This is a genomic window from Amycolatopsis sp. NPDC059235 (assembly GCF_042754125.1).
GTDB lineage: Bacteria > Actinomycetota > Actinomycetes > Mycobacteriales > Pseudonocardiaceae > Amycolatopsis > Amycolatopsis albidoflava.
On the sequence record NZ_JBHZAG010000043.1, the window covers coordinates 34,284 to 60,176 of the forward strand.

Consider the following 25,893-nt stretch of genomic DNA (forward strand, 5'->3'; position numbering starts at 1 on the left):
CCTTACAGACCGAGGATCGTCTTCGCGATGACGCCGCGCTGGATTTCGTTGGAGCCGCCGAAAATCGACAGCTTCCGCTGGTTCAGGTACTGCGCCGCGGCCACCACCGCGGCCTCGTCGGCCTTCACCGGGGATTCGGTGTCCAGCAGCATGCCGTCGGAACCGGCCGCGCGCATGCGCAGCTTCGTGAGCGCCTGCAGGGCCTGCGTGCCCTCCATCTTGAGCAGCGACGACACCGGGCTCGGCTGGCCGTTTTCCGACGCAGCGGTCACCCGCATCTGGGTCGCTTCGAGCGCGAGCAGCGTGGTCTTCGCGGTGTGCATCGCCGCGCGGAACTCCGCGTCGTCAGCGAGCGGACCGTCCTCGGTGGGCAGATCGGCGGCCGCGGCGGCGAGGTCGGCGAAGATCCGCTGTCCGGTGCCGACCTGGGCGATGCCGTTGCGCTCGTTGCCGAGCAGGAACTTCGCGTACGTCCAGCCCTTGTTCTCCTCGCCGACGAGGTTCTCCGCCGGGATCACCACGTTGTCGAAGAAGAACTCGTTGACCTCGGCGGACCCGTCGACCAGCTTGATCGGACGGCGCTCGATGCCCGGCGTGTTCAGGTCCAGCAGCAGGAAGGACAGGCCCTGCTGCTTGCGCGGCGCGTCCGGGTTGGTCCGCGCGAGCACGAACATCCAGTCGCCGTACTGGCCGAGGGTGGTCCAGGTCTTCTGTCCATTGAGGACGTAGTGATCGCCCTCAAGACGGGCGGTGGTGCGCAGCCCGGCGAGGTCCGAACCGGCCTCCGGCTCGGAGAAGCCCTGCGACCACCAGATGTCGAGATTCGCGGTGGCCGGGAGGAACTTCTGCTTCTGCTCCTCGCTGCCGAACTCGGCGATGATCGGGCCGACCATGCTCGCGTTGAAGGCGAGCGGCTGCGGCACCGCGTTGCGCTGCAGTTCGGAGGCGTAGATGTGGGACTGCGTCGGGGTCCAGTCCTGGCCGCCCCATTGCGTCGGCCAGTGCGGCACCGCGAGACCGTGCTCGTTCAGGATCCGCTGGCTGGTGACGATGTCGTCGCGCGTGATCAGGCCGAGTGCGCTGCGCTTGCGGATTTCCTCCGGAATCGCGCCGAGGAACACCTCCCGCAATCCGTCGCGGAACGCGAGGTCCTCTTTCGACAGTTCGAGATCCATGGATCAAACCCCTTCAGTGGTGCGTACGGCTCCGACGACTTCGGCGGTGCTCGCTCCGGCGCGTTCGGCGTGCCTGCGGAACCCGGCCGGGGTCCGCGAGAAATGCAGCGGGCTCTCCACTACGCGGATCGTCCCCTCGGTCGGGTGTTCCCGCTCGGTGATCAGCCCGACTTCCTGCACGTACGGGTCGGTCGGCAGGTCGGCGATGTCGACGACGACCGCGTACGGAACGTCGTGGGCGGTCAGGTACTCCTCCCACTCCGCGGTGGTGCGGCCGGCGGAGTTGGCCAAGACCTTCTCCACCCCCGCGGTGAAAATCTCCCGGTCGATCACCGGGGAGTCCCAGGCCGGATCGGCCGCGGCGTCATCGAGGCCGGCGCCGATCAGCAGCGTCCGCACGGCGTCGTTGGTGTAAGGCACCGCGGCGATCGCGCCGCCGTCGGCCGTGCGCATCGCGGCGTGCGTGTCGCTGAGCGAAAGCGGGTTGCCGACGTCGCCGGCGGCCGGGACGAAGACGTCGCCGGCCAGGTGCTCGACGAGGTTGACCGCGATCATCGCGTCGGCCATCGCCAATTCGACCTGTTGGCCCTTGCCGGTGCGCTGCTGGTCGAAGAGCGCGGCGAGCACGCCGTTGAGCAGGTACAGCGCGGCGGTCTTGTCGGCGATGAAGGTCGGGACGAACTGCAGCGTGCCGCCCGCCCGGTCCTGCAGGCTGACCAGGCCGGACGTAGCCTGGATGACCTCGTCGTAGGCGGGCCGGTTGGCGCGCGACGAGCCGGGCGCGAAGCCCTGCGCGTGGGCGTAGACGAGGCGGGGGAAGCGTTCGCGCAGCTGCTCGTAGCCGAGGCCGAGCCGGTCGAGGGCGGCGGCGCGCATGTTGGTGACGAGGACGTCGGCGTCAGCGAGCAGGGCGAAGAGGTCTTCGCGGCCGGCCGGGTCCTTGAGGTCGAGTTCGATGCTGCGTTTGTTCTGGTTGACCTGCATGTACAGCGGGGCCATCCCGGGCGTGCGGCCGGTGTTGGCCGGCGAGTGCCGGGCGACGTCGCGCAGCGGTTCGACCCGGATCACGTCGGCGCCGAAGTCGCCGAGGATCTGCGTGGCGTACGGGCCCATCACCGCGGACGACAGGTCGAGCACCTTAACCCCGGAAAGCGGTCCGGTGGCATCCATCTTCGCGGTCCTCCCGTTGACGATCTTTGCTTCACCACTGACGCTAAGCGCTTGCTCACTAGAAGGGAATGACCGAGTGCATCAGATCGGTATGACCACGGTGATAACACCGTGGGTACGCTGCTGGTCGTGGAGATTCACCACCTGCGGTACTTCCTCGCGGTCGCGCGCGAGCTGAACTTCACCCGCGCCGCGCGGTCGCTCAACATGTCCGTGCCGCCGCTCAGCCAGCGCATCCGCGACCTCGAACGCGAGCTGGGCGAGCCGCTGTTCGACCGCTCCACCCATCACACCCGGCTGTCCGAGGCGGGCGAAGCGCTGCTGCCGCTCGCCGAATCGGTCGTTTCGGGCTTCGACGCCATCCCGGCCCGAATGCGCACCCGCGACCAGCGCGCCGACATCCGCCTCGCCATCCCCGACGTGCTCAATCCCGCGCACCGCCGCCAGCTCAGCGAATCGATCCGCGCGCTGGACGGCTCCTACCGGTTCACGCTGCGGCAGATGCCGTCGCTCGGGATGGAATCCGCACTGCTCAGCAACTCGCTCGACCTCGCTGTGTCCCACCTGGGCACTTCCGACGACCGGCTGTCCACCATCGTCCTTTACCGCGAACCGCTCGGCGCTGTGGTGGACGCGTCGCGATTCCCCGGCCGGACCTCGCTCACTCTCGCCGACCTGCGCGGATTCCAGTACCTGCAGGGTCCGCGGCACTGGGATCTCGGCTCCCGGCGCGCCGAGCAGCTCGCCGCCAAGGGCGTGCTGGTCGATCCGGAAGCGCAGTTCTCCGACGTCAGCGGACTGTTGATCTTCTTGCGCAGCACCAAAAGCTTCACTCTCGTGCCGATCGAATCCGCGACCGTGCTGGCACTGGACCCGAACGAATGCGCGGTCCTGCCGATCGACGATCTGGTCGCCACGCTGACCACCTTCCTGATCCGGCGGACGGCCGACACTCGGCTGGACCCGGTGGTCGAGGTGCTGCGGCACGCCCGCGTCTCGTGAGCGCCTGAACCGGTATTGCCGCTCACGACCCCTACACTCGCCACAGTGGACCCTGTCGGCCAGCTTCCCGCGGCACTGGCTCCGGTGTGGCAAGCGGTGCACGCCAGGCTCTCGTCCGGACTTCCGGTCAGCCGCGTCCGGGTCGGCCCGCTCGATTCCGAGCAGCAAACGGCCGTCGCCGACCTGCTCGGCTTGGCACAGTTTCCCGGCGAGTACACGAACATCGCCCTTGCCCGGCTGGACGAGACCCTTCGCGAGGCCGTCGGAGCCGGGGCGCGCGAAGTCGTCGCGAGGCTGGTCGGCCCGATCGGCAACCGCGCCGAGGATCGCCGGACGGCCGCTGAAGCCCGCGCGGGTCTGTGGGATTGGCTGGACGGCCATCCCGTGGTCGCCGCGCAACCGGCCTTGCGGTCCTGGACGGCGGGCATTCGCCGGGCGGGCTTGATCGAGAGCTCGATCGAACGCACCCGGCTCGAACTCGAGCGGGCGCTGCGCGTGCTTTCCGAACTGCCGGCCACGGGGGTGCCGCTGCCGGTATTCGCCGATTCCGTGCTCGACGCGACTCATGCGCTGGACGACGGCACCCGCACCGCGAATCTCGTCCTCAAAGCCCTGACCGCGATCTACGACGTGCCGCCGCCGGCGGACGCGCCGGAACGCCGAGCGCTGTGGGAACGAGCGGGCGTCTCCGACGACGAACTGTCGTCAACCGTGCTCGCGGCCGGGCTCCGGCTCCCCGGCGACCACGTCGTCGGCCGGATCCTCGACGCGTGCCGCGACGCGGGAACCGCGGCGGTCTTGACGTCGCAGCAACTCCGCGGCAGCAGGCTGACCGCCGCGCCGAGCGCGGTCTGGGTGTTCGAGAATCCCAGCGTGCTGGCCCTCGCGCTGGCTCGCTTCGGCACTTCCTGTCCTCCGCTGGTGTGCACCTCCGGCTGGCCGAGCAGCGCCGGAGTCGCCTTGTTGAAGCAGCTGGCGAAAATCGGAACAACTCTTTACTACCACGGTGATTTCGATGGCGACGGGCTGCGAATAGCCGCGAATGTCGTAGCCCGAACCGGTGCGAGGCCCTGGCGGATGACGAGCGCCGATTACCTCGCCGCGGTCGCCGACGGCCCTCCGACGGGACGGGCGACCCCGGTTCCCTGGGATCCGGAACTGGCGAATCACCTGGCTGAGCAAGGAAAAACGGTGCCGGAAGAGCGCGTCGCCGACAGCCTTTTGGACGAGATCATCGAGCACCCGATCTCGCAGCCGGGTGCGCCGCGGCCAAACCGCTGAAGTGTCGGTGCCCTCCCGTACCGTTGCCGGTGACGATGGCAGGAGGACGCATGGACCCGATCCGTGTCCCGCCTGAGATGTTCCGCTTCACCAGCGGAGACCTGGCCGGGCTGTACGTGTCGGTGCTGCACGCTTTCGGCGAGGCGAACGAGCGGCTGGAGACTTCCCTCGGATTGGACGACGTCCGGGCCCGCCTGCGTTCGGTCGGCTGGCTCGACGCGCTCGAAGACGAGGAACTCCGGCGCGCGCTGGAACAGCTTCACGCGTGGCACCTCGTCGACATCGTCCAAAACCATTCGGAGAACTACCGCTCGGCCGCCGAGTACGAGCGGCGCAACCTGCAGTATTCCCTGACGCGGCAAGGCGAAGCCGCGTTCGCCGGCGTCGTGCACGCGATGAGCGTGCTCGCGTCGGCCGGAGCGCTGCAGACAGCGGTTCTCGACGCGATCGCCGACCGGCTCGCCGACCTGGCGCGCGAACTGGACGCGGGTTCGGATCGCCGGGTGTTCACCGCGCTGACCGAACTGGAAAGCCATCTCGAAGCATTGCGCGCCAACACCAAGCAGTTCAACGGCGAACTGCAGCGGCTGCTGCGTTCGGAAGGAACCACCCTCGCCACCTTCCACGAGGTCAAGGCGTCCACCGTGGCCTATCTCGAGGAATTCCTGACCGATCTGGAGCAGCGGAGGCACACGATCGGCGTCCGGATCCAGCGGGTCGAAGACCGCGGGGCCGGGCTGATGCACCAGCGCGCGCTGGCCGGGGCGGATCTCCCCCGGCTGTCGGGAGCCGATCCCGGTCCTGAATGGCTGGCGCGTCGCCGGGCTCGATGGGACGGACTTCGCGCTTGGTTCCTGCCGTCGGACGGGTCGACGCCCCGGGCCGAGCACCTGCATGTCGTCGCCCGGCGCGCGATCATCACGCTGCTGCAAGTCCTCGACCGGATCACCGAGTCACGACGCCGGGCCAGCAGCGCGGCGGCCGATTTCCGCGAGCTGGCCAGGTGGTTCGCCGTCGTCCCCGCGCAGGGCGACCTGCACCGGTTGTGGTCGACGGTCTTCGGGCTCAGCCCGGCTCGGCACGCGCATCTCGCCCATCCCGATCCCGAGCTGATCAGTTCGAGCACGTCATGGGAAGAAGCTCCGCCGGTCGAGGTCTCCCCATTGCTGCGCACCTCGGGGAAAACCGAACGGTTCAGCCGCACTGGCAAGGTCCGCGACGTCGCCGCGATCAAGGCAGCGAGGGCGGAACAGGCCCGTGCGGAGCGAGCCGAGCTGGAAGCCGCCTGGGACTTGCTCGACACCGGCGGTCCGATCCGGCTCTCCGCCTTCGGCAGACTCGACCACGCCGTGTTCGAAAGGCTGCTCGACCTGCTCGGCCGCGCCCTCGGAACCGCCCCGGGGCGAGGCGGTGTCCGCCAGAGCACGACTTCGGACGGCCGGATCGAGATTCTGCTTCGACCGTCGGCCGACGGAGGCGTGGCAAGGCTTTCCACTCCGCGCGGGCTCTTCCACGGACCCGACTACGAGATCGAGATCCGCACCGCGGGCAGCAGCCAGGCCCGCCGGGCGAGCGGAGGCGGCTCATGAGCCAGTTGGCGAATCAACTGGCCGCGGCCGAGCGCGAGGAGGTCTCGCTGGGAATCCGTCAGCTCCTCGCCGCCCCGCTGATCACCGAGCGCGGCAAGCCGGACGCGTTCGACCTGATCCGGCGGCGCGGCGAACCGATCCGGCAATGGTTCGACTACTACTGCGGCTGGGCCTTGACGATCGAGCCGAGGCTCGGTTACGCGCGCCTGGCCAAGGTGCGGGTAGCCGACGACCCGCGTCGACCGCTGCGCCGGCTCCGCTCCGGCAAAGCTCCGTTCGACCGGCGCCGTTACGTGCTGTTGTGCGTTACCGCGGCGGAGCTGCTCGCGACGCCGGTGACCACCATCGGGCTGCTCGCGAAGCGAGTGGTTCAAGCCACCGCCGCCGACGAAGCGATCACGACGCTGGACACCGCCAGCCGCGAAGAACGAAGGGCATTGGTCGACGTCCTCCGGCTGCTGGAGCACTACGGCGTCCTCGACGCGGTCGACGGCTCGACCGAAGCGTTCGTCGAATCGGCCGAAGCCAAGGTGCTGTACCAGATCGACGGCACGCTGGTGCTGCGATTGCTGTCCGCGCCGATCGGGCCTTCTCGCCTCGAGGTGCCGCTTGACGAAGTCGCACTTCGCTTCGAGGAGCTCCTCGCCGCGGTTTCCCGCGAACGTCGTTACGGCGTCTCCAGCGCGCACAGCGATCGCCCCGGGCAATCGGAGGTGCAGCGCAATCTGTGGCTCCGGCACTCGGTTTTCCGCCGGCTGGTCGACGATCCCGTGCTCTACTTCGACGACCTGAGCGACGCCGAACGCGCGTACCTCGCCTCGCCCACCGGACGGCAGCTGCTCCGCCGGGCCGCCGAACAAGGCGGCTTTGTCCTGGAAGAGCGCGCGGAGGGCGTGCTGCTGGTGGACGTCGAGAGCGTCGCGACGGATTCCCGGTTCCCCGACGACGCGGGCAACGCGAAAGTGGCCGCACTTCTCTTGCTGGAAACGCTCACCGGTCCGGTCGCTGTCGAGCAGCTGCGGATCCAGGCGGGCGAACTGCTCAGCCGCTTTCCCCGATGGGCCGAGGGATATCGCGGTCCGGACGGCGCCGAGCGGCTGGCCGCCGACGCGATCGAGGTGCTGATGGCCTTCGGTTTGGCGCAGCTGTCTTCCGGAATCGTCCGGCCGCTTCCGGCGGCGGCGCGCTACACCGTCCGCGAGGCCCGGACCGCCGATTCCGAAGGAGCGTCAGGATGACGGTCACCGAACTCCCCCGGCATGCCGAGGACTCGTTCTCCCGTCCGGCGGACCGCTGGCAACCGGCGCGCGCCGGGATCCTGAACATCTGGCGGTACTACGACGAGGTCTTCGAATTCCACCACGGCCGGCTCCTGCTCCGGGGCCCGAACGGCAGCGGCAAGTCGAAAGCGCTCGAGTTGCTCCTTCCGTTCCTCTTCGACGCGAGTCTCCGCGCGAACAGGTTGTCCACGTTCGGCACCGGCGAGCGCACGATGCACTGGAACCTCATGGGCGAAGGCGCGACCGGCGTGACCCGGGTCGGATACGTCTGGCTGGAGTTCTGTTTCCCGGGAACCCCCGAGAGGCGGTTCACCTGCGGCGCTCGGCTTCAGGCCAGTTCCCGCACCTCGGCCGTGCACCCGGACTATTTCACGACGTCCCAGCGAATCGGGGTCCCCGGCGGCCTCAGCCTGGTCAACGATTCCGGTCAGCCGCTGACCCGGCAGGTGCTCGAACAACGGCTCGGCGCCGACGGCACGCTCCACGGGAACGCGACCGACTACCGGGCCGAAGTCCGCACCACGCTTTTCCCCGGGCTGAGCGAACAGCGGTTCGACGCGTTGATCCTCGCGCTGCTCCAGCTGCGCATGCCGAAGCTGTCGCAGCGGCTGGACCCGGGCATGCTGTCCGATCTGCTTTCCAAGGCGCTCCCGCCGCTGGGCCAGCAAGAAATCGCCGACCTCGCCGAAGGCTTCGAAAGGCTGGACAAACATCACGAGCGGCTGAAAGAGCTGGAGGAGCTGGTCGAATCGACCCGCGCGCTGGCCGCCCGGCAACGGACGTACGCCCAGCGAGTGCTGCGCGCCGGCGCGGGCGCGCTCACCTCAGCCACCACCGAGATGGAGAAGCGAGCCTCGACAGCGCACGAGTCAGCGGCCCGGTACGAAACCGCGACGCGGGAAAAGGAAGCCGCCGAGCAGCAGATCGAAGAACTGGCCAAGCAGATCCGCACCTCGTCGGCTCGCAAGACCGGACTGATCGAGAGCGAGGCATACCAGCGCGGGTCCGAACTGGACCTTCTTCGCAGGCGAACGGGCGAAGCCAAGTCCCGGGCGGAGCGGCTGCTGACCGAGTCCAGCCGGAGGAAAAAGGAAGCGGAGGAAGACGAGCGAGACAGGAGCATCGCGGAACAAGACGTCCGCCGCCGGACGGAGCACGTACGGAACCTGGCCGACGAAACCCGGCAGGCCGCCGTACGCGCCGGGATGCCCAGCGGGCACGGCGAGATCGCGGCGCAGCTGGACGGCGACAACCCGGCCAAGGCCCGGCCGTTGCTGCGCGCCGCCGTGCAAAGCCGGGAGGAGCAGCTGCGGGCCGTCGAGGAAGGGCTGGACGGCCACGAGCGCGCCGTCGAGCGACGAGGCCAGGCGGAGGAGGAACTGGAGCAAGCGAGGTCGGCGTTCTCCGCGGCGAAGGAAGAACTGGATCTTGCCGCGGAGCAGCGGACAGCCGCGTTGGAACAGCTGCGAACCGATGTGCTCGCGTGGGCAAGTGCCTGCCGGGAACTGCCGTTTCCCGAGCCTGACCTGCTGCTGGACCTCCTCGAATCAGAGCGGGCGTTGAACGCCGAGGCGGAGCGCGCGGTCAACACGGCGTTGGAGGACATCACCCGGCAGGAAGCTTCCCGCGAAGCGCGGGCGGCCGAACTGCGGCGGCGACGGGACGACTGCGGCGCGGAGATCGCCCGGCTCCACTCCGAGAAAGACCTTCCCCCGCCCGCACCGCCGACCCGCACCGCTGATCGGACGCGGATGACCGGTGCGCCGTTGTGGCGGCTTGTCGACTTCTCCGCCGCCAGTCCGGAGAGCGACCGTGCCGGAATCGAAGCCGCTCTCGAAGGCGCGGGACTGCTGGACGCTTGGGTCGGCTCGCGCGGAGAGGTCCAGGGACACGACGTATTCGCCGACCCGGACTCCTTGCCCGCGGCGGCCGGACGTTCGCTCGCGGACGTCCTTTCCCCCGAGCCCGACGGCGAGGTCCCGGCGCCCGTGATGCGCAGGCTGCTCGCTTCGGTGGGTTTCGGCGACGTGCTGCCGGCCGAAGGCCCCGCCGCGATCGGGGCGGACGGATCGTGGCGGCTCGGAAACCTCACCGGCAGCTGGCACAAGGAGCGCCCGGCCTACATCGGCGCGGCTGCCCGCCGACGCGCTCGCGAGCTGCGGATCGAGGAACTGCGGAACGAAATTCTTTTGCTGGACACGGAAATAGCCGGCCTCGAGACGGAACTGTCCGCGCTGTCCCTACGCCGGGGAACCGTGCGCGATGAGCGAGCGAGCCTGCCTCCGCACACTGTCCTCAACGCCGCCGCCAGGCAGTTCGACCGGGCGGAGATCGGACTCGCCTCGGCCGATCGGCTCGTGCGCGAGCGCATCGATCGGGTCGGCAGGCGAGAACGCGAGGTCGCGGATGCCCTGCGGACGCTGACCGCCTGTGCCGCCGAATACGGGATGCCCGCCGAACGGGCCGCGCTGGCGAATCTGGCCTCGGCCACCCGTGCGTTCCGCACCGCGTGCGAGAACTGGCTGGAAAGCCACGACGGACTGCGCTCGGCGCGGCAGGTGCTCTCCTCTTTGGCCACGCAGGCGGACCGATCCGCCGGCGATGCCCGTCAGCGGGCAGAAGAAGCGCGGGAAGCCGAGGAGGAGTACCTGGAGCTAGCCGCGACCCTCGAAGCAGTAGACAGCACCGCCGGCGTCGAGTATCGCGAGGTCGCGGCCAAGATCGAAAAGCTTCGCGGGCACCTCGACGAACTCGAAACCGCGCGGAAGTCCACGCAAAGCCGGCATACCGAGTTGGCGATCGAGGTCGGGGAATGGCGCAACCGCCAGGAGACGGACGCGGCCGAACACGAAAAAGCGGTGGCCGACCGCGATGCGGCGGCGCACCGCTTCCGCAGGCTGGCGTCCGGGGTGTTCCCCGCAGACAGCGGCCTGAACGACCTTGAGCGATTCGAGAGCTTCCTCGACTCAAGCGACGGCGTGCGCGCCGCTTTGGATGCCGCTCGGCTGGTAACCGCTGCCTGGCCGAGTGTCCCGCACTCCCAGAGCAACATCGGCGACGCGCTGCACCGGCTGTCCGAGTCCATGCACACGTGCCGGGACGTCCTCCACACCCGCGCCGACCTCGACCTCGAAACCGACGAGGACGTGCAGATCTTCACCGCCGTGGTGGACGGGATCCGGGTCGGAGCGGCCGAACTGCTGAAGATCCTGCACGCAGAAGCCGAGGAAAGCCGCCGCGAGATCACCGAGCGGGAACGAGAACTGTTCGACCAGACGCTCACCGGCGACACACGACGGCACCTCGCCGCGCGGATCCGCCAGGCGAACGAACTGGTCGAAAACATGAACAACCGGCTGGAGCAGGTGCGCACCGCGTCGAAGGTCGCGGTCCGGCTGGTCTGGCAGGTCGCCACCGATCTTCCGCCCGGCACGAAAGCGGCCCGCGACCTCCTGCTGAAAGATCCGGTCCGGCTGACCGCGGCCGATCGGGAATCCCTGCACCAGTTCTTCCGCGACCGGATCGAGGAGGCCAAGGCCGACGACACCGCCACCGGCTGGGAGCAGCAGCTGGCCAAGGTCTTCGACTACACCGCTTGGCACCGGTTCGTGGTGAAGGTCGACCGGGCCAACGGCGAGGGCTGGCAGCCGCTGACCCGCAAACTGCACGGCGCGCTGTCCGGCGGGGAGAAGGCCATCGCCCTTCACCTGCCGCTCTTCGCCGCCGTCGCCGCGCATTACCAGGCCGTGCCGGAGGCGCCCCGGGTCATCCTTCTCGACGAGGTCTTCGTCGGCGTCGACACGACGAACCGCGGCCAGGTGTTCGCCCTCTTGTCCGCCTTGGACCTGGATCTCATGCTCACGTCCGACCACGAATGGTGCGTCTACGCGGAACTCAGCGGGATCGGGATCCACCAGCTCATCACCGGCGCCGACGGCGACCACGCGGTCACCACCGCCCGCTTCACCTGGGACGGACACCAGCTCCTGTCGATCGACGCGGAGTGACCGCGGCTCGCTGACCGCTTCCTCGTCGTCCGTGAGGAGAACCTTCGCGGCGGTCAGCATCAATGCGAGGGCGCTGTGAGTGCGATCGGAGTGCTTCTGCCCAGGTCGAAGGGACCGGCACGGCCTTTGGCGGGCCCAGCGCGGGCATCGGGAAACGGGATCGTCGTCACACGCGGTCACATGGGCGTCAATGTGACATTTCGGGAGGCTGCGGTCACGCGGCTCAGGTCTCGGCGCTGGCGGCCGACGTCCGTGAGGGCCACCTTCACGGACTCTGATTCCCCCAGGGTTCCCCTCACGGTCCGCTCCGCCTGCGGATTCACCCAGCCGTGGCAACTTTACATTTCATCGACTCTTGTCAATCGAGGTGTACATGTCTTACTGTCATGTAAAGCCAGCCAACGGAGGAGGGCGCGATGAGCGAGATGACCGGCACGGTGCCGCTGGGGTCGACCGAACGCTGGACCGACAAGAAGCGGTACCTGTGGCTGATCGGGCTGGTCGTGCCGTCGCTCGCGTTCCTCGCGATCGGCCTGCACGCCGCGACCGGCTGGGGCGTCTGGTTCTGGATCGGGCCGATCGTGATCCTGGCAATCGTGCCCGCGATCGACCTGGTCGCCGGCCTCGACCGGAGCAATCCGCCGGACGACGTGATCGAACGGCTCGAACAGGACCGCTACTACCGGTGGATCACCTACCTGTTCCTGCCGATCCAGTACGTCGGGTTCGTCTTCGCGTTCTGGCTGATCGCCCGCGGCGAACTGTCCGTTGTGGACAAGATCGGCCTGGCGATCTCGATCGGCTGCATCGGCGGGATCGGCATCAACACCGCGCACGAACTGGGCCACAAGAAGGAAAGCCACGAGCGCTGGCTGTCGAAAATCGCGCTGGCGCAAAGCTTCTACGGGCACTTCTACATCGAGCACAACCGCGGGCACCACGTGCGTGTCGCGACTCCGGAGGACCCGGCGTCGAGCCGCGTCGGCGAAAGCTTCTACCGGTTCTGGCCGCGCACGGTGTTCGGTTCGCTGAAATCCGCGTGGGGCCTGGAGCGCAAGCGCTACGCCCGCCGCGACAAGCATCCGTTCCGGATCGGCAACGACGTGCTCAACGCGTGGCTGATGTCCGCGGTGCTGTGGGTGGCGATGGTGGCGTGGCTCGGCGTCGGGATCCTGCCGTACCTGGTGATCCAGGCGGTGATCGGGTTCTCGCTGCTGGAAGTCGTGAACTACATGGAGCACTACGGGATGCGGCGGCAGAAGGTCGGCCCGCCGGAGCGCCGCCGGTACGAGCGCGTGGATCCCAGTCACAGCTGGAATTCCAACAACATCGCGACCAACGTCCTGCTGTACCACCTGCAGCGGCACAGCGATCACCACGCCAACCCGACGCGCCGCTACCAGACCCTGCGCGACTTCGCCGAATCTCCGGTGCTGCCGACCGGGTACGCCGGGATGATCGTGCTCGCGCTGTTCCCGCCGCTGTGGCGGCGCGTGATGGACCAGCGGGTGCTCAACCACTTCGAAGGCGACATCAGCCGGGCGAACATCCAGCCGTCGAAGCGGGAGAAAATCCTTGCCCGGTATGGATCTTCTGCTCACGAGACGGTGGCCGTGCCGGACGACGTGCGCGGTGACGCCAGCGAAGGCGGCATGTGCCCCGGCTGCGGATACGTCTACGACGAGCAGCGCGGCGACCCGCGCGAAGGCTTCCCGGCCGGTACGCCGTGGTCGTCCATTCCGGACAGCTGGTGCTGTCCCGACTGCGGCGTAAGGGAAAAGGTCGACTTCGTTGCTCCCGGAAGGATGAGTGTGTGATGCGGATCGAAGCGGATTTGAACAAGTGTGACGGCCTGGGCATGTGCGAGGCGATGGCTCCGGACTTCTTCGAGGTGGGCGACGAGGGCACGGTCGTCGTGCTCGACGGCAACCCCGGCGAGGAGCACCGGACCGACCTCGCCGCGGCGGTCGACGCCTGCCCGGTGCTCGCACTGAAACTGGTGTCATGACGCTCGCGGTGGTCGGCGCCTCGCTGGCGGGATTGCGAGCAGTCGAATCGGCGCGGCGGACGGGATACGACGGCCGGATTGTGCTGATCGGCGCGGAGGATCGCCTGCCGTATGACCGGCCGCCGCTGTCGAAGTCTTTCCTCGCGGCGGACGGACCCGTTGCGGTGGAACCGTTTCTCAGCGCGGACGACCTGCGCGACCTCGGCGTCGACCTCCGGCTGGGAACTCCCGCGACCGGACTCGACCCGATCGCCCGCGAGATCCACACCGGTGACACGACGGTCCCGTACGACGCAGCGGTCATCGCTACCGGAGCCGCCGCCCGAGTTCTTCCGGACACCGAGGGGATCTCCGGCATTCACTCCCTGCGCACCGCGGACGACGCGGTTGCCATTCGATCCGCATTGGACCGTGGCGCTAGGACAGTCGTGATCGGTGCCGGGTTCATCGGTTCGGAAGTCGCTTCAGCCGCGCGCAAACGCGGCCTGCCAGTGTCCATTGTGGAACCGCTGGACACTCCTCTGGTGCGCGCGGTCGGCCCCGAGGTCGGCGAGATTTGCACGGATCTGCATCGCGCGGCAGGCACTGATCTCCGGCTAGGCACCAGGGTCACCGGCTTCGCGTCGCAAGATGGCGCGGTAACCGGCGTGCGGCTGTCCACCGGCGAAACTCTCCCAGCCGACCTCGTCGTCGCGGGAATCGGCGCGGAACCGGCCACCGGCTGGCTGCGCGACAGCGGACTCCTGCTGCACGAACGCGACGGCGGCATCATCTGCGACGGCACCCTCGCCGCCGCGCACGGCGTCTACGCGGCCGGCGACGTCGCGCACGTGGCGAACGCGCTGTTCGACGGCGAGCTGATGCGACTGGAGCACTGGACGAACGCGGCCGAGCAGGGTGCGGCCGCGGCTCGGCACGCGCTGGACCCCGCGAGCGCGCGGGTGTTCAGTGCCGTGCCGTATTTCTGGTCCGATTGGTACTCGCATCGCATTCAGTTCGTCGGGACGCCGCGGGCGGACGAGGTCGTCGTCGCGGTCCCGGCCGAGGACGGCTTCACCGCCCTGTACCGGCGCGGCGACCGGCTCGTCGGTGCGTTCACCGTCGACCGGCCGCGCGACATCATGAAGTACCGCAAGCGGATCGCCGCGCGGGCACCGTGGTCCGAGGCAGTCGCTTTCGCGCTCGAAACGGCCGCATAGAATGACGGCTATGAGCGTGCTTCCGGTGCCCGCGGGCGGCCAGTACCGGCAGCCCATCATCACCGCCGCCATCGAGCTCACCGCGAAATCCGGCTGGTCCGCCGTCACCATGGCGCGGCTGGCCGACCTGGTCGGGGTGAGCAGGCAGACCGTCTACAACGAGATCGGCTCGAAAACCGCGCTCGCCGAGTCGATGATCTCGCACGAGCTGCGCCGCTTCCTCGCGGTCGTGAGCACCGCGTTCGACCGGCATCCGGACGACCTGGTCGAGGCGATCTACGACGCCGTCCGCGCGGTCCTCGAACTGGCCGACGACAACATCCTCTTGCGCGCCATCGCCTCCGCGACGCACGGCACCGACAACGAATTCCTGCCCCTGCTGACCACCCGCGCCGGCACCCTGCTCACCGAAGCGAAAGCCGTCCTGCGCGGCCGGGTCCGCAGCTACGCCCCGCCGTTGGACGACGGCCAGCTCACTGTGGTCATGGACCTCGTCGTGCGCACCGTGCTGAGCCACGTGATGCAGCCGTCCGGCACGCCCGCCGAAACCGCCGACGGCCTGGCCTGGGTCGCCACCCGCGTGCTCGGCACCTCCCCGTCGGCGTCGATGCGCACCCGCTCGTAAACGAGATGCGCGTTGGTGGGCGCGCGTGTCAGCCTGCCGCGCGTGAACCGTGAACGACTTTCCGCACTCGCCCACACCCGGCACCCCATCGCGTCCCCGATCAGCGACGACGAGGTCCAGCGCCTGCTCGACCGCAGCATCCCGCACGAGGACGCGGCTGTTTTGGACCTAGGCTGCGGCGGTGCCGAATGGCTGATCCGCGCGCTCGCCGCGTACCCGAAACTCCGCGCCGTCGGCGTCGACACCTCGGAATTCGCCCTCTCGCGCGCCCGCGCCGCCGCCACTGAACGGGGCGTCTCCGACCGGCTGACCCTCCATCAGCAGCCAGCTACCGAGTTCCCCGCCACCGCCGAATTCGACACCGTCCTGTGCATCGGCTCGACCCACGCCTTCGGCGGATTGACGGACACTCTCACCGCGCTGCGCACCCACGTCCGCCCCGGCGGCCGCGCCCTGATCGGCGACGCCTACTGGGAATCCGAGCCCACCCCCGCCGCGCTCGAAATCTTCGGCGACCTGCCCGACCTGCCCGAGCTCCTCGACCAGGTGATTTCCGCGGGCTGGACGCCGACCCACGGCCACACCAGCACCCGCGGCGAACTGGACGCCTACGAATGGTCGTGGACCGGCAGCCTCGCCGAATGGGCACTGGACCACCCGGAAGACCCAGACCAGGCCGAAGCCCTCGCCGCCGCGGCCACCCACCGGGACGAGTGGCTCCGGGATTACCGGCACTCGTTCGGCTTCGCCTGCGTCGTGCTGCGCGCTTGACAAAACTTCTTGTCAATGCCACGTTCGGACCTGACCCCAACCTGCGAAAGGGCGCTCCGATGACCGACCTCGTGCCGTTCCTGATGTTCCAGAAGCGCGACGCCGCCGAGGCGATGGCCTTCTACACCTCGCTGTTCCCCGGCGACTCCGTGCTGTCCGAGCAGCGTTACGGCGCCGACGGCCCCGGCCCGGAGGGAACGATCGTGATGGCCGAGTTCACCGTCGCCGGGCAGCGCGTGCGGTGCAGCGACAGCTTCGTCCAGCACGCCTTCGACTTCACGCCGTCGACGTCGCTGTTCGTCACCGTCGACTCGGCCGACGAACTCAAGCGGATCTACGAAGCCCTCGGCGAAGGCGGCGGAACGCTGATGCCGCTCGACGACTACGGCTTCGGACCATTCGCGTGGGTCAACGACCGGTGGGGTGTGTCTTGGCAGTTGAGCGCCAAGGGCTGAGGCGCTGACGGACGGGGACCGCGGCGTTGGACCTGCGGAGAAGTGAGCCAGTCGCCGCCGCCGGTGAGCTTGCCGGCCGGTTGTTCGCGGACGCCCGGGTCGTGATCGTCGGCGGCAGCGTGCTGACCGACCGGCGCACGCCGACGTCCGATCTCGACCTCGTGGTGATCAGCGAGCCCCGCGACGCCCCGTACCGGCATTCGTTTCGCTGGGAAAACTGGCCAGTGGAAGCGCTGGTGCACGACGAACAGACCTTGCGGGCGTACTGCGCCGACAATCTGGCACGCCGCTGGCCAGGAATCCCACGGCTCATCGCCGAGGGAACGCTCGTGGCCGATCACGACGGCCTCGGCACCCAACTGCAGGCCGAGATGCGCAACGGCTGGCCGAGGGCCCCGCCGCCGCGACGCCGGACGAACTCGACGCTCAGCGGTACGAACTCACCGACCTGCTCGACGACCTGACCGGAGCCAGCGACCCGGCCGAGATCGCCTTCATCGCCGCTCGGGTGCTGACCAAGACCGCGCAGCTGGCCCTGCTAGCCGGACAGCACTGGCAGGGCAGCGGCAAATGGCTGTGGCGCGAACTCCACGACCACGATCCCCGGCTGGCCGAACAACTGGCCGCCGCCGCGCCCGATGCGCCACGGCTCGGCGCGGTCGCCCGTACGGTGCTCGACCGCGCAGGCGGACCGCTGCGGGACGGATACCGGGTCACCGACCCTCGCCTTCCCTGACCGGAGGAGCCAGCAAGATCCTCGTACGGTTTCTTTTTGCGATCGCTAACCACCAGAGATCCGCAGCTCGAGAGCAATTCCCCACACTATTGACTCACCGACAGATACTCGAAAAGGAATACGCGACGGTTAACCACGGACGGGTTAAGCGGAGGTATTCAGGCACCGCTAGAGTGGGCTTTGGGAGGTTGGCAATCAGCCGGAGGGGGGGCCGATACCGCATCCCGGGGCCAGTCGTTCTACCTGCGGTAGTCCGCTGAAGCGGAGCTGCGCGGGGCGAACGGCTGGCCCTTTTCGCGATCCTGCGGAAACAAGAGCCACGACAGTGCGGGAACCACGGTTTCCGATACGTAAACCCCGGCCGTGGAGAATCGCGGCAGTGGAATTCAGGCGGCGCGGTTCCGGTACAGCCACCACACATCCCGGCCGAAAGACCAGCTCAGCGCAACCACCGCAATCCCCGCCAAGACCGCGGGCGCGAGTCCCGCCGCCGCGGCGGTCAGGGCGATTCCTTGCAGGGCCGCGACCGCCTTTCGTGCCCAGCTCGGGCGCAGCGGGGCGCGAAGCCACGGCCACAATCGCGCCGCTGCGACGAAGGCGTATCGCATCAGGCCGATTGCTAGGACCCACGGGCCGACCTTCGTGGCGACCAGGACGCTCAGCACCAGGATCAGGAAAGCGTCCGCCTCCATGTCGAAGCGGGCGCCCAGCGCGGAGACGGTGCCGGTGCGGCGGGCGACATGGCCGTCTAGTGCGTCCAGGGCGAGGGCGACGGCTGCGATGGGGATGATCAGGGCCAGCTGCGGGTGCCCGCCCAGGCGATCGGCTACCAAGGCCGTCACGGTGCCGATCAGGGCCGCTCGGGCGAGGGTCACCTGGTCGGCGGGGCCCAGCCGGTAGACGCGGATCCGCCAGGCGCCCTGGGTGAGCAGCACTAACAGGCCGAGGAGGTAGGCGACGCCGACGGCCCAGCCGGCGAGGCCAAGGCCGGTCGTAACGGTCAGCAAGGTCAGCAGCGCGAGTTGCGCCAGCAGCGCGGGGGCCTGCTGGACGACAGTTGAACCCAGCTCGGCCGGGGTTCGTGTACAGGTGGAGACAGCCATTTCGCCTCGATCCGGCAGCAACGGAGGACAACCTTGACACGGGCGGTGCGGGCTTTCTGGTTCACTTCGGCCGCGGGCGGGGAGGTCCGATCAGCCGAACTGGCTGCTCCGCGAGCCGACGAAGTGCTGGTCCGAACGCGATTTTCGGCGTTGAGCCGCGGTACGGAAAGTCTCGTATTACGCGGCGGCGTGCCCACGAGTCAGCACGACATCATGCGCGCGCCGTATCAGGAGGGCGACTTTCCGTGGCCGGTCAAGTACGGCTACCTGAACGTCGGCGAGGTCCTTTCCGGACCGGCGGAGCTGACTGGCCGCACGGTGTTCTGTCTCTACCCGCATCAGACCGAGTACGTCGTGCCCGCCTCGGCGGTCACGGTGGTGCCGGACGACGTCCCCGCGGCGCGGGCGGTGCTCGCCGGGACTGTCGAGACCGCGGTGAACGCGCTCTGGGACGCGGCGCCGCTGGTCGGCGACCGGATCGCGGTGGTCGGGGCGGGGATGGTCGGCTGCAGCGTCGCGCGGCTGCTGTCGCGGTTTCCCGGCGTGGACGTCCAGCTCGTCGACCCCGATCCGGACCGCGCGGAGGTCGCGGACGCGTTCGGCATCCGTTACGCCACCCCGGAAACCGCGACCGGCGACCTCGACCTCGTGGTGCACGCCAGCGCGACCGACGCCGGTCTCGCGCGTTCGTTGGAGCTGCTCGGCCGCGAGGGCACGGTGGTCGAGCTGAGCTGGTACGGCGACCGTCAGGTGTCGGTGCCGCTCGGCGAGAACTTCCATTCGCGGCGGCTCACCGTGCGCGGCAGCCAGGTCGGCACCGTCTCCCCTGCTCGCGCGGCGCGGCGGAATTACGGCGACCGGATGGCGCTGGCGTTGCGACTGCTCGCGGACCCGGCGTTCGACGTCCTCATCACCGGCGAATCCGCCTTCGCCGAACTGCCGGACGTCGCGGCACGACTGGCGGACGGAACTCTGCGCGGACTGGCGCACCGGATCACCTACCCGTAAAGGAGAACGCGTTGTTCAGTGTCACCGTGCGCGATCACATCATGGTCGCCCACAGTTTCCGCGGCGAGGTTTTCGGCCCGGCGCAACGCTTGCACGGCGCGACGTTCGTGGTCGACGCGACGTTCCAGCGGTCCGAATTGGACTCGGACAACATCGTCGTCGACATCGGTCTCGCCACCCAGCAGCTGGGCACGGTGCTCGCCGACCTGAACTACCGGAACCTCGACGACGAACCCGATTTCGCCGGCATCAACACTTCGACGGAATACCTCGCCAAGGTGATCGCCGACCGGCTCGCGAACCGGATCCACGCCGGAGAACTCGGCGAGAACGCGCGCGGGCTGGCACAGCTTTCGGTGACCCTGCACGAATCCCACGCCGCCTCCGCCGGATACGAGCGTTCCTTGTGACCACAGTGGACTCTTCCGGTTACGCGCCGGAATGGCTGAAGCTCAGAGAGCCCGCCGACACCGCGGCCCGGGCGGCCGACCTGGTCGCCTTGCTCCCGCGCAGTCCGGCGGTCATCCGGGATCTCGGCTGCGGTACCGGGGCGATGGGACGCTGGTTGAGTGGTCGTCTTCCGAAGCCGCAACGGTGGATTCTGCACGACCGGGACCCGCGGCTGCTGGAGATCGCCGCGCGCAGCCTTCCGCCGGGGATCAGCGTCGAGACGCAACAAGCCGACGTGACCCGGCTGGACATCAGCGACACTTCGTTAGTGACGGCTTCCGCGTTGCTGGATCTTCTTGCCAAGGAGGAGATTCAGCGGCTGGTGAAGTCCTGTGTGGACGCTCAATGCCCGGCGTTCCTCACTTTGTCCGTGACGGGATCCGCTCACCTCACCCCCGCGGACGCCGTAGACGAAGCGCTCAACGAGGCCTTCAACAACCACCAACGCCGAGGCGGAAAGCTCGGCCCGGAAGCCGTCGCTTTCACCGCGGCGGAGTTTCAGCGGCACGGCTGGACAGTCCACACCAGACCGTCGCCATGGCGGCTCGGGCCGGAACACCGCGAACTCATCGACACCTGGTACCGCGGATTCGTTGCCGCGGCGCAAGAACAAGACCCGGCGCTGGCAGTGCCCGAGGACCGGCAGATCACCGAGGTCACCGTGCACCACCAGGATCTACTCGCCCTCCCCTGATTCCCGTCGCGCCCGGGCCCGGCGTTTGCCCTCGTGCATCGCCGCGACCCGGGCGACCGGGATCGTATGCCCCTCGGCCACGAGATCCGCCGGAAGCTCCTGCGGCTCCGGCAATTCCTCCGCCCACGGATCGGCGCTCCCCAGCAGCCCCATCGCGGTCTTCACCGTGAAATCCGCCGGTTTGACGTCGTCCGCGTCCGCCCAGCGAACCGGGAACGACACCGGCGCACCCGGCCGGATCCGCGGACTGTAGACCGCCGCCACCGTGGCCCCGCCCGCCCGGGTCGAATCGAGGAACACCTTGCCGTGCCGGTCTTCCCGGATGAACGCCGTGGTCGCCAGCTCCGGGTCGATCCGCTCCGCTCGCGCGCCGACCGCCCGGGTCGCCGCCGCGACGTCCTCAAAGGACAGACCGGGAACCAGCGGCACGAACACATGCACGCCCTTGGAGCCGCTGGTCTTCAACGCACCGGCGAGCCCGACGTCGGCCAAGGCCTGCCGCACCAGCCGGGCCGCCGCCACCGCGACGCTGAAATCGGCGCCCTCCGGCGGATCGAGGTCCATGATCAGATCGGTCTGGCCGACCGGCTCCACTCGTGTCAACGCGGGATGCAGCTCGACCGCGCGCTGATTGCCGAACCACAGCAGCGTCCGGCGGTCGTTGCACAGGCCGTAGGTGACTGTCCGTTGTGAACTCTCCGCCCACAGCTTCGCCCGCGGCACCCACTCCGGCGTGTACTTCGGCAGGTTCTTCTGCATGAACGCGTCCTGCCCGCGCAGCACCCGCATCACCGACAGCGGACGGTCGCGCAGCACCGGCAGCAACCGGTCCGAAACAGCGTCGAAGTAGTCGACGAGGTCGCGCTTCGTCACCCCGGCGTCGACGAACAGCTCCTGGTCGAGGTTGGTGAGGGAGACCCCTTCCCGCACCTCATCCGCTTTGCTCATGCTGCCTCCGCGGCAGGGATTACGTCGGCAGTGGCCATACGCCAACCCTTGCCCACCACCGCATCCCGGTCAACCGCTTAGACGAGCGGTTTTCCCTTCCGCAACCGCCGCCGGAAGTCCGCGAGGCAAGCGTCATACGGGAAACGCCGCACGCACAACGGAAGCCGTTCGACCATTCGGCCGATCCCGCGCGTCAGCCGATCGAACCGGCGCTGATCCGCGGCCGACCACGGCAGCCGCATCTGTTCGCGGAAGACCTCCGGCAGGAACCCGGTCGTCACGAAGCGGTGGAACCGTCCGAAGAGGAGCGACAACGGCCGCGGCAGGAATTCCAGGTTCGCGATGGCCGTGAGGTACTCCCGCATCGGGTCGTCGATGTCCACTTGGGCCAGTCCGTCCGCCCAGTACGCGGCGAAGTCGTCCGGCCAGTCTTCGGGACGCACCTGCAGCGTCGTGCCCAGCACCGCGGCCTCGGCGTACCACGATTCCGGCGCGGGCCGGCCAAGAAACGCGCGATGCACGTCCTCGACGCCATGACACAGACAGGCGGCGACCCACAGCTGCAGCTCCCGGTCGAAAGCGCGGTACTGCACCGGACTCGCGTCAGTCGAAACCACGTGCGCGTGCACCGCGTTCACCGCTCGCCGGTACGCCGCCCGGTCAGCGTCCGTGCCCAGCACGGCGACCGCGAGGTAGGTGACAGTGGTGCGCGTGCGCTTCAGCGGATGCTTGAAGAGATTCCCGGAATCGACGCGGCTTTCCATCACGCCGTACCCGACCGCGGGCCGGCCCAGCTGCATGATCACGTTCGCGCCGCCCGCGAGCAGACTGACGCCGAGCATGCCGTCCTGGAGCATCCGTCCAGGGGAACGCCTCCGTTGACATGTTGTCAAGAGCTGTCAGGCGCGCACGACCCGCACGTCCGCCACCTCCAGCAGCCCGTCCAGGTGCACCCGGGCCCGCGTCTGCGCCGGGTCGACGACGAGCCCGTCGCGCCGGACCAGGTCGAGTATGCGTTCCGCCAGCGGAAGCACCAGGTGCCGTCCCCAGCAGCGTTCGTTGCTGTGCCCGAAGGGCAGGTAACCGGGATGGCTGTCCGGGTCCAGCGCGGCCCAGCGGCTCGGCCGGAACTCGTCGGGCGCGTCCCACAGTTCGGGGTCGCGGTGGCTGAGCAGCGGCAGCAGCAGGACGTCGTCGCCCGGGCCGATCCGGGCGTCCACCTCGGTGAACTCCGGCGAACGCACCCGCAGGATGTTCCACGACGGCGGCAGGAGACGGAGCGCCTCGTTGAGCACGTACTCGGTCGGCACGTCGTCGTCGAGCGGCGAACTGAGCCACAAAGCGTTCGTGACCAGCGCGGCGACGGTGAAGCAGATCGGCCCGGCCACGCGCCGGTAGAGGTACATCGCGAAGCGGCGCTGCTCGAAGGTGTCCGCTTCCAGCACCATCCGCGCCAGAGTGGACAGCGCGACCTCGGGCGCGGGCCGTCCCCAGAGCGCGGCACCGGTGGCGACAGCGGCCCAGGTGATCTTCGGCGTGAGCTCCAGCCGCCGGTCGACGAGGACGCGGAACCGCCGTTGTTCGCGGCCGAACACCAGGTCGCGCAGGTAGTTGTGCGGCACGGCGGGCCAGGTTCCGGCGAGGCTGGCGTCGTCGAGCGGCTTCTTGAGCGCGGCCCGCACGTCCGCGCCGACCGCCCGCATCAGCGCCGACGATTCCGGCCGCGTGACGACCCGGCCGCGCACCGGCTTGAACGTCGGCCGCTCCTCGGCATTCGCCGGACGGCTGCGCAGCAGCGCGTCCATCAACCCGGCCCCGGCGACGCCGACCGTGTCCGGTTCCAGCCGAAAGAAGGATTTCCCCCGATAACGGTCGAACAGTTCTTGAATCCGCGGCGCGAATACCACCTGCCGCACTTTGTTCCGTTCAGCGGGAATGGTCACCGAACAACTCCTCGTGAGCGGCGGTACCGGCCGGTACCGGAAATTCCGGAACCGGCCGGTGTCGCCCTGATGAGACCGTCAGATCCAGCCGTACCAGGCGTAAGACTTCAGGCTCTTGCTCGGGAGGGCCTTGCGCACGAGACGAACAAGCTTCACGGAAATGCCTCCGTCTTCTCGGGAAGTTCGACCGCACTCGCGGCCGATGCCGACAGTACGACGAATTCCCGGGAATTCACGGGAAGACAACCTGAACGGCCCACTGCGGCCGTTCTGTTCGGGAGCGCCAGGTCGTCGGTTCGGGAATTCCGGCCCGAATTCCTTGGCGCATCCGCGGCGGCGTCGGTATCCTTCGCGACCCGCTAAAGCACCGACTGGGCGAACTCGATGAGCGCCCGAGCCGCGGGCCCAGCCGGACCATCGGACCGCCACGCCAACGCCAACTGCCCGCGCAACTCCGGCCGCAGTCGCAAAGTGTGCAACTCTTCGGCGTAATAGCGAGCCAGCGACAACGGGACCAGCGCCACGCCAAGACCCCGCATCCCGAGCTTGGCCAGCACGTTCGGGTCGCTTGCCTCGATCGTCACCCGCGAATGCAGCCCCGCCGCGGCGAAGCCACGGTCCAGCACGCCGCGCATGCCAGTGCCCTTCGGCAAGCAGATCAACGACCGTTCAGCCAGCTCAGCCAAGGTGACCGAGTCCCGATCAGCGAATTCGTCACGCAGCGAGGTGACCGCGACGAGTTCCTCGTCAAGCACGATCTGGGTAGTGAGCCCGGCAGGCACGCCGTCGGCCAGGCCGATCACCGCGGCGTCCAGCCGTCCTTCGCGCAGTGCGTCCACCATCAGGTCGGAATTCGCTTCACTGAGCGTGATTTCCACGCCGGGGTAGCGCTCGGCGAACTCGGCCAGGAACTCCGGCAGCTCGACCGGCCCGAGTGAAGTCACCATCCCCATCGACACCTGACCGCGCACCAAACCCTCGTGCTCCGCGACCGTCTCCCGCACCGCCGCGACCGCCGCCAGCGCGGCCCGGGCGTGCGGCAGAGCGGCCTCGCCGACCCCGGTGAGCCGTACTGTGCGGCCGGACCGATCGAACAATGGCTGCCCCAGCTCGCGTTCCAGCCGCCGGATCTGCGCGCTGACCCCGGGCTGCGCGACGTGCATCCGGGCCGCCGCACGCGTGAAGTTCGCTTCCTCAGCGACCGCGACGAAGTACTCGAGCTGATGCAGTTCCATAACCAGTCATTCTAGCTGCTGGAACTAGTATCTCTTGGACTTATCGCCGAGCAGCCAGCAGGCTGAAGGCATGCAGACGTTCACCCCTGACCAGGCCGGTTACCGCGAAGAGATCGCCGGATTCCAGACCGGCATCAGCTCCACCCCGCAGCTGGTCGTCGCCGCCACCAGCGCGGACGACGTCGCGGCAGCGGTCCGGCTCGCGGCCGAGCGCGACCTGCCGGTTTCCGTGCAGGCGACCGGACACGGCCTGCGCGCGCCGGCCGAGGGCGTGCTGATCTCGACGCGCCGGATGACCGGCGTGACCGTCGACCCGGACCGCGCCGTGGCGCGCGTCGAAGCCGGAACCACCTGGGGCAGCGTCATTACCGCCGCCGCGGAACACGGGCTCGCGCCGCTGAGCGGTTCGGCGCCGGGCGTCGGCGTGGTCGGCTACACCCTCGGCGGCGGTTTCGGTCTCCTCGGCCGGCACTTCGGCCTGGCCTCGGACCGCGTCCGCTCCGCCGAGATCGTGCGGCCCGACGGAACCCGCACGACCGGCCCGATCGACGCCGGGATCGTGACCTCGCTGGAGTTCGGCCTGGTCCCGGTGACCGAGCTGTACGGCGGCGGCCTGTACTTCGACACCGCCAAGATCCCGGACGTCCTGCGCACCTGGCGCGACTGGACCGCCGATCTGCCGGACACGGTCGGCACCTCGGTCGCGATGCTGCCGTACCCGGACCTGCCGATGGTGCCGGAACCGTTGCGGGGCAAGCACATCGCGCACATCCGGGTGGCCTACCTCGGCACCGGCGGCGACGAACTCGTCGCGCCGCTGCGCGCACTCGGCCCGCTGCAGGAAACGCTCACCACGATGCCGTTCACCGACTCCGGCAAGATCGCCGCCGAACCGCCGAACCCGCACTCGTACCTCGGCGACAACCGCGTGCTGCCGACGCTCCGGGACGACGTGCTGAGCACCGTGCTCGACCACGCCGGCCCGGGCGCACCCGTGCCGACCGTGCTGATCATCGACCTGCTCGGCGGCGCATACCAGCACTCCACAGCACCGGATTTCACCCCCGATTCGCGCTACACCGTGCGCGCGCTGTCGGTGATCGAGCCGGACACGGCGACCATTCAGGCCGCGCACGCCAAGCTCTTCGCTCCGCTGGATCCGATGTCGACTGGACGGCTGAGGAGCTTCGTCTACGGACAGCCGCTGGGCTGAG

At 68.9% G+C, this 25,893-nt stretch carries 25 protein-coding genes; 17 read left to right on the forward strand and 8 right to left on the reverse strand.

What is annotated here, in order from left to right; genetic code table 11:
• Positions 1–2 precede the first annotated feature (2 nt).
• Together ACFXI3_RS25910 and ACFXI3_RS25915 are read right to left on the reverse strand one after the other, a co-directional pair.
• Positions 3–1,175, reverse strand: coding sequence for an acyl-CoA dehydrogenase family protein (locus ACFXI3_RS25910; RefSeq protein WP_344280995.1), 1,173 nt, complete (start codon positions 1,173–1,175; stop codon positions 3–5).
• A 3-nt stretch (positions 1,176–1,178) separates the two neighbouring features.
• A complete protein-coding gene (locus ACFXI3_RS25915; protein ID WP_378402810.1) occupies positions 1,179–2,345 on the reverse strand; it encodes a CaiB/BaiF CoA transferase family protein in 1,167 nt (388 codons plus the stop codon).
• 111 nt (positions 2,346–2,456) lie between these two features.
• On the opposite strand from ACFXI3_RS25915, the gene ACFXI3_RS25920 reads away from it, so the two are divergent.
• From ACFXI3_RS25920 to ACFXI3_RS25980, 13 genes are all read left to right on the forward strand, one after another.
• Positions 2,457–3,347: a LysR family transcriptional regulator gene (locus ACFXI3_RS25920; protein WP_344281001.1), complete on the forward strand. Its 891-nt coding sequence runs from the start codon at positions 2,457–2,459 to the stop codon at positions 3,345–3,347.
• A 45-nt stretch (positions 3,348–3,392) separates the two neighbouring features.
• The gene (locus ACFXI3_RS25925; protein ID WP_378402812.1) at positions 3,393–4,628 is read left to right on the forward strand and encodes a TIGR02679 family protein; all 1,236 of its coding nucleotides are present in this window, start codon (positions 3,393–3,395) and stop codon (positions 4,626–4,628) included.
• 50 nt (positions 4,629–4,678) lie between these two features.
• Positions 4,679–6,217, forward strand: coding sequence for a TIGR02677 family protein (locus tag ACFXI3_RS25930; protein WP_378402814.1), 1,539 nt, complete (start codon positions 4,679–4,681; stop codon positions 6,215–6,217).
• Positions 6,214–7,455, forward strand: a complete 1,242-nt coding sequence (locus ACFXI3_RS25935) for a TIGR02678 family protein (protein ID WP_378402816.1) — start codon at positions 6,214–6,216, stop codon at positions 7,453–7,455. The genes ACFXI3_RS25930 and ACFXI3_RS25935 overlap by 4 nt, the downstream gene beginning before the upstream one ends.
• Positions 7,452–11,504 carry a TIGR02680 family protein gene (locus ACFXI3_RS25940; protein WP_378402818.1) on the forward strand — a complete coding sequence of 1,351 codons (4,053 nt, stop codon included), beginning with the start codon at positions 7,452–7,454 and terminating at the stop codon, positions 11,502–11,504. The genes ACFXI3_RS25935 and ACFXI3_RS25940 overlap by 4 nt, the downstream gene beginning before the upstream one ends.
• 416 nt (positions 11,505–11,920) lie before the next feature.
• Positions 11,921–13,321 (forward strand): fatty acid desaturase, encoded by a 1,401-nt coding sequence (locus ACFXI3_RS25945; protein ID WP_378402820.1) that lies wholly within the window; start codon positions 11,921–11,923, stop codon positions 13,319–13,321.
• On the forward strand, positions 13,321–13,512 hold the full coding sequence (locus ACFXI3_RS25950; protein WP_067576490.1) for a ferredoxin: 192 nt from the start codon (positions 13,321–13,323) through the stop codon (positions 13,510–13,512). The genes ACFXI3_RS25945 and ACFXI3_RS25950 overlap by 1 nt, the downstream gene beginning before the upstream one ends.
• Positions 13,509–14,711, forward strand: coding sequence for an NAD(P)/FAD-dependent oxidoreductase (locus ACFXI3_RS25955; protein WP_378402822.1), 1,203 nt, complete (start codon positions 13,509–13,511; stop codon positions 14,709–14,711). Before ACFXI3_RS25950 ends, ACFXI3_RS25955 begins: the two co-directional genes overlap by 4 nt.
• Position 14,712: 1 nt before the next feature.
• Positions 14,713–15,336, forward strand: a complete 624-nt coding sequence (locus tag ACFXI3_RS25960; protein ID WP_378402824.1) for a TetR family transcriptional regulator — start codon at positions 14,713–14,715, stop codon at positions 15,334–15,336.
• 42 nt (positions 15,337–15,378) lie between these two features.
• On the forward strand, positions 15,379–16,107 hold the full coding sequence (locus ACFXI3_RS25965) for an SAM-dependent methyltransferase (RefSeq protein WP_378402826.1): 729 nt from the start codon (positions 15,379–15,381) through the stop codon (positions 16,105–16,107).
• A gap of 59 nt (positions 16,108–16,166) precedes the next feature.
• On the forward strand, positions 16,167–16,562 hold the full coding sequence (locus ACFXI3_RS25970) for a VOC family protein (protein ID WP_344281028.1): 396 nt from the start codon (positions 16,167–16,169) through the stop codon (positions 16,560–16,562).
• Between the two features lie 26 nt (positions 16,563–16,588).
• On the forward strand, positions 16,589–17,026 hold the full coding sequence (locus tag ACFXI3_RS25975; RefSeq protein ID WP_378402828.1) for a nucleotidyltransferase domain-containing protein: 438 nt from the start codon (positions 16,589–16,591) through the stop codon (positions 17,024–17,026).
• Positions 17,027–17,070: 44 nt separating this feature from the next.
• Positions 17,071–17,298, forward strand: a complete 228-nt coding sequence (locus ACFXI3_RS25980; protein ID WP_378402830.1) for a hypothetical protein — start codon at positions 17,071–17,073, stop codon at positions 17,296–17,298.
• Positions 17,299–17,684: 386 nt separating this feature from the next.
• On the opposite strand, the gene ACFXI3_RS25985 is transcribed toward ACFXI3_RS25980, so the two are convergent.
• On the reverse strand, positions 17,685–18,401 hold the full coding sequence (locus ACFXI3_RS25985) for a CDP-alcohol phosphatidyltransferase family protein (RefSeq protein ID WP_378402832.1): 717 nt from the start codon (positions 18,399–18,401) through the stop codon (positions 17,685–17,687).
• A 33-nt stretch (positions 18,402–18,434) separates the two neighbouring features.
• On the opposite strand from ACFXI3_RS25985, the gene ACFXI3_RS25990 reads away from it, so the two are divergent.
• The 3 genes from ACFXI3_RS25990 to ACFXI3_RS26000 are packed head-to-tail and all read left to right on the forward strand — an operon-like array spanning position 18,435 to position 20,553.
• Entirely contained in the window at positions 18,435–19,409 is a 975-nt protein-coding gene (locus ACFXI3_RS25990; protein WP_378402834.1) for a zinc-binding alcohol dehydrogenase, read from the forward strand.
• An 11-nt stretch (positions 19,410–19,420) separates the two neighbouring features.
• Positions 19,421–19,819, forward strand: coding sequence for a 6-pyruvoyl tetrahydropterin synthase family protein (locus tag ACFXI3_RS25995; RefSeq protein WP_378402836.1), 399 nt, complete (start codon positions 19,421–19,423; stop codon positions 19,817–19,819).
• Complete coding sequence (locus tag ACFXI3_RS26000) at positions 19,816–20,553, forward strand: class I SAM-dependent methyltransferase (RefSeq protein ID WP_378402838.1); 738 nt, start codon at positions 19,816–19,818, stop codon at positions 20,551–20,553. The genes ACFXI3_RS25995 and ACFXI3_RS26000 overlap by 4 nt, the downstream gene beginning before the upstream one ends.
• Here ACFXI3_RS26000 and ACFXI3_RS26005 read toward each other — a convergent pair.
• The 5 genes from ACFXI3_RS26005 to ACFXI3_RS26025 form a co-directional block, all read right to left on the reverse strand.
• The gene (locus ACFXI3_RS26005) at positions 20,536–21,501 is read right to left on the reverse strand and encodes a DNA polymerase domain-containing protein (RefSeq protein WP_378402840.1); all 966 of its coding nucleotides are present in this window, start codon (positions 21,499–21,501) and stop codon (positions 20,536–20,538) included. The two genes, ACFXI3_RS26000 and ACFXI3_RS26005, sit on opposite strands and share 18 nt — an antisense overlap.
• Positions 21,502–21,578: 77 nt before the next feature.
• A complete protein-coding gene (locus ACFXI3_RS26010) occupies positions 21,579–22,358 on the reverse strand; it encodes an oxygenase MpaB family protein (protein ID WP_378402842.1) in 780 nt (259 codons plus the stop codon).
• A gap of 42 nt (positions 22,359–22,400) precedes the next feature.
• Positions 22,401–23,444, reverse strand: coding sequence for a cytochrome P450 (locus ACFXI3_RS26015; RefSeq protein WP_378402844.1), 1,044 nt, complete (start codon positions 23,442–23,444; stop codon positions 22,401–22,403).
• A 78-nt stretch (positions 23,445–23,522) separates the two neighbouring features.
• A complete protein-coding gene (locus ACFXI3_RS26020) occupies positions 23,523–23,873 on the reverse strand; it encodes a tryptorubin family RiPP precursor (protein ID WP_378402846.1) in 351 nt (116 codons plus the stop codon).
• Positions 23,804–24,679 (reverse strand): LysR family transcriptional regulator, encoded by an 876-nt coding sequence (locus ACFXI3_RS26025; RefSeq protein ID WP_344281055.1) that lies wholly within the window; start codon positions 24,677–24,679, stop codon positions 23,804–23,806. Before ACFXI3_RS26025 ends, ACFXI3_RS26020 begins: the two co-directional genes overlap by 70 nt.
• A gap of 70 nt (positions 24,680–24,749) precedes the next feature.
• Here ACFXI3_RS26025 and ACFXI3_RS26030 point away from each other — a divergent pair, with 70 nt between their 5' ends.
• Positions 24,750–25,892, forward strand: a complete 1,143-nt coding sequence (locus ACFXI3_RS26030) for an FAD-binding oxidoreductase (RefSeq protein ID WP_378402848.1) — start codon at positions 24,750–24,752, stop codon at positions 25,890–25,892.
• Position 25,893 lies beyond the last annotated feature (1 nt).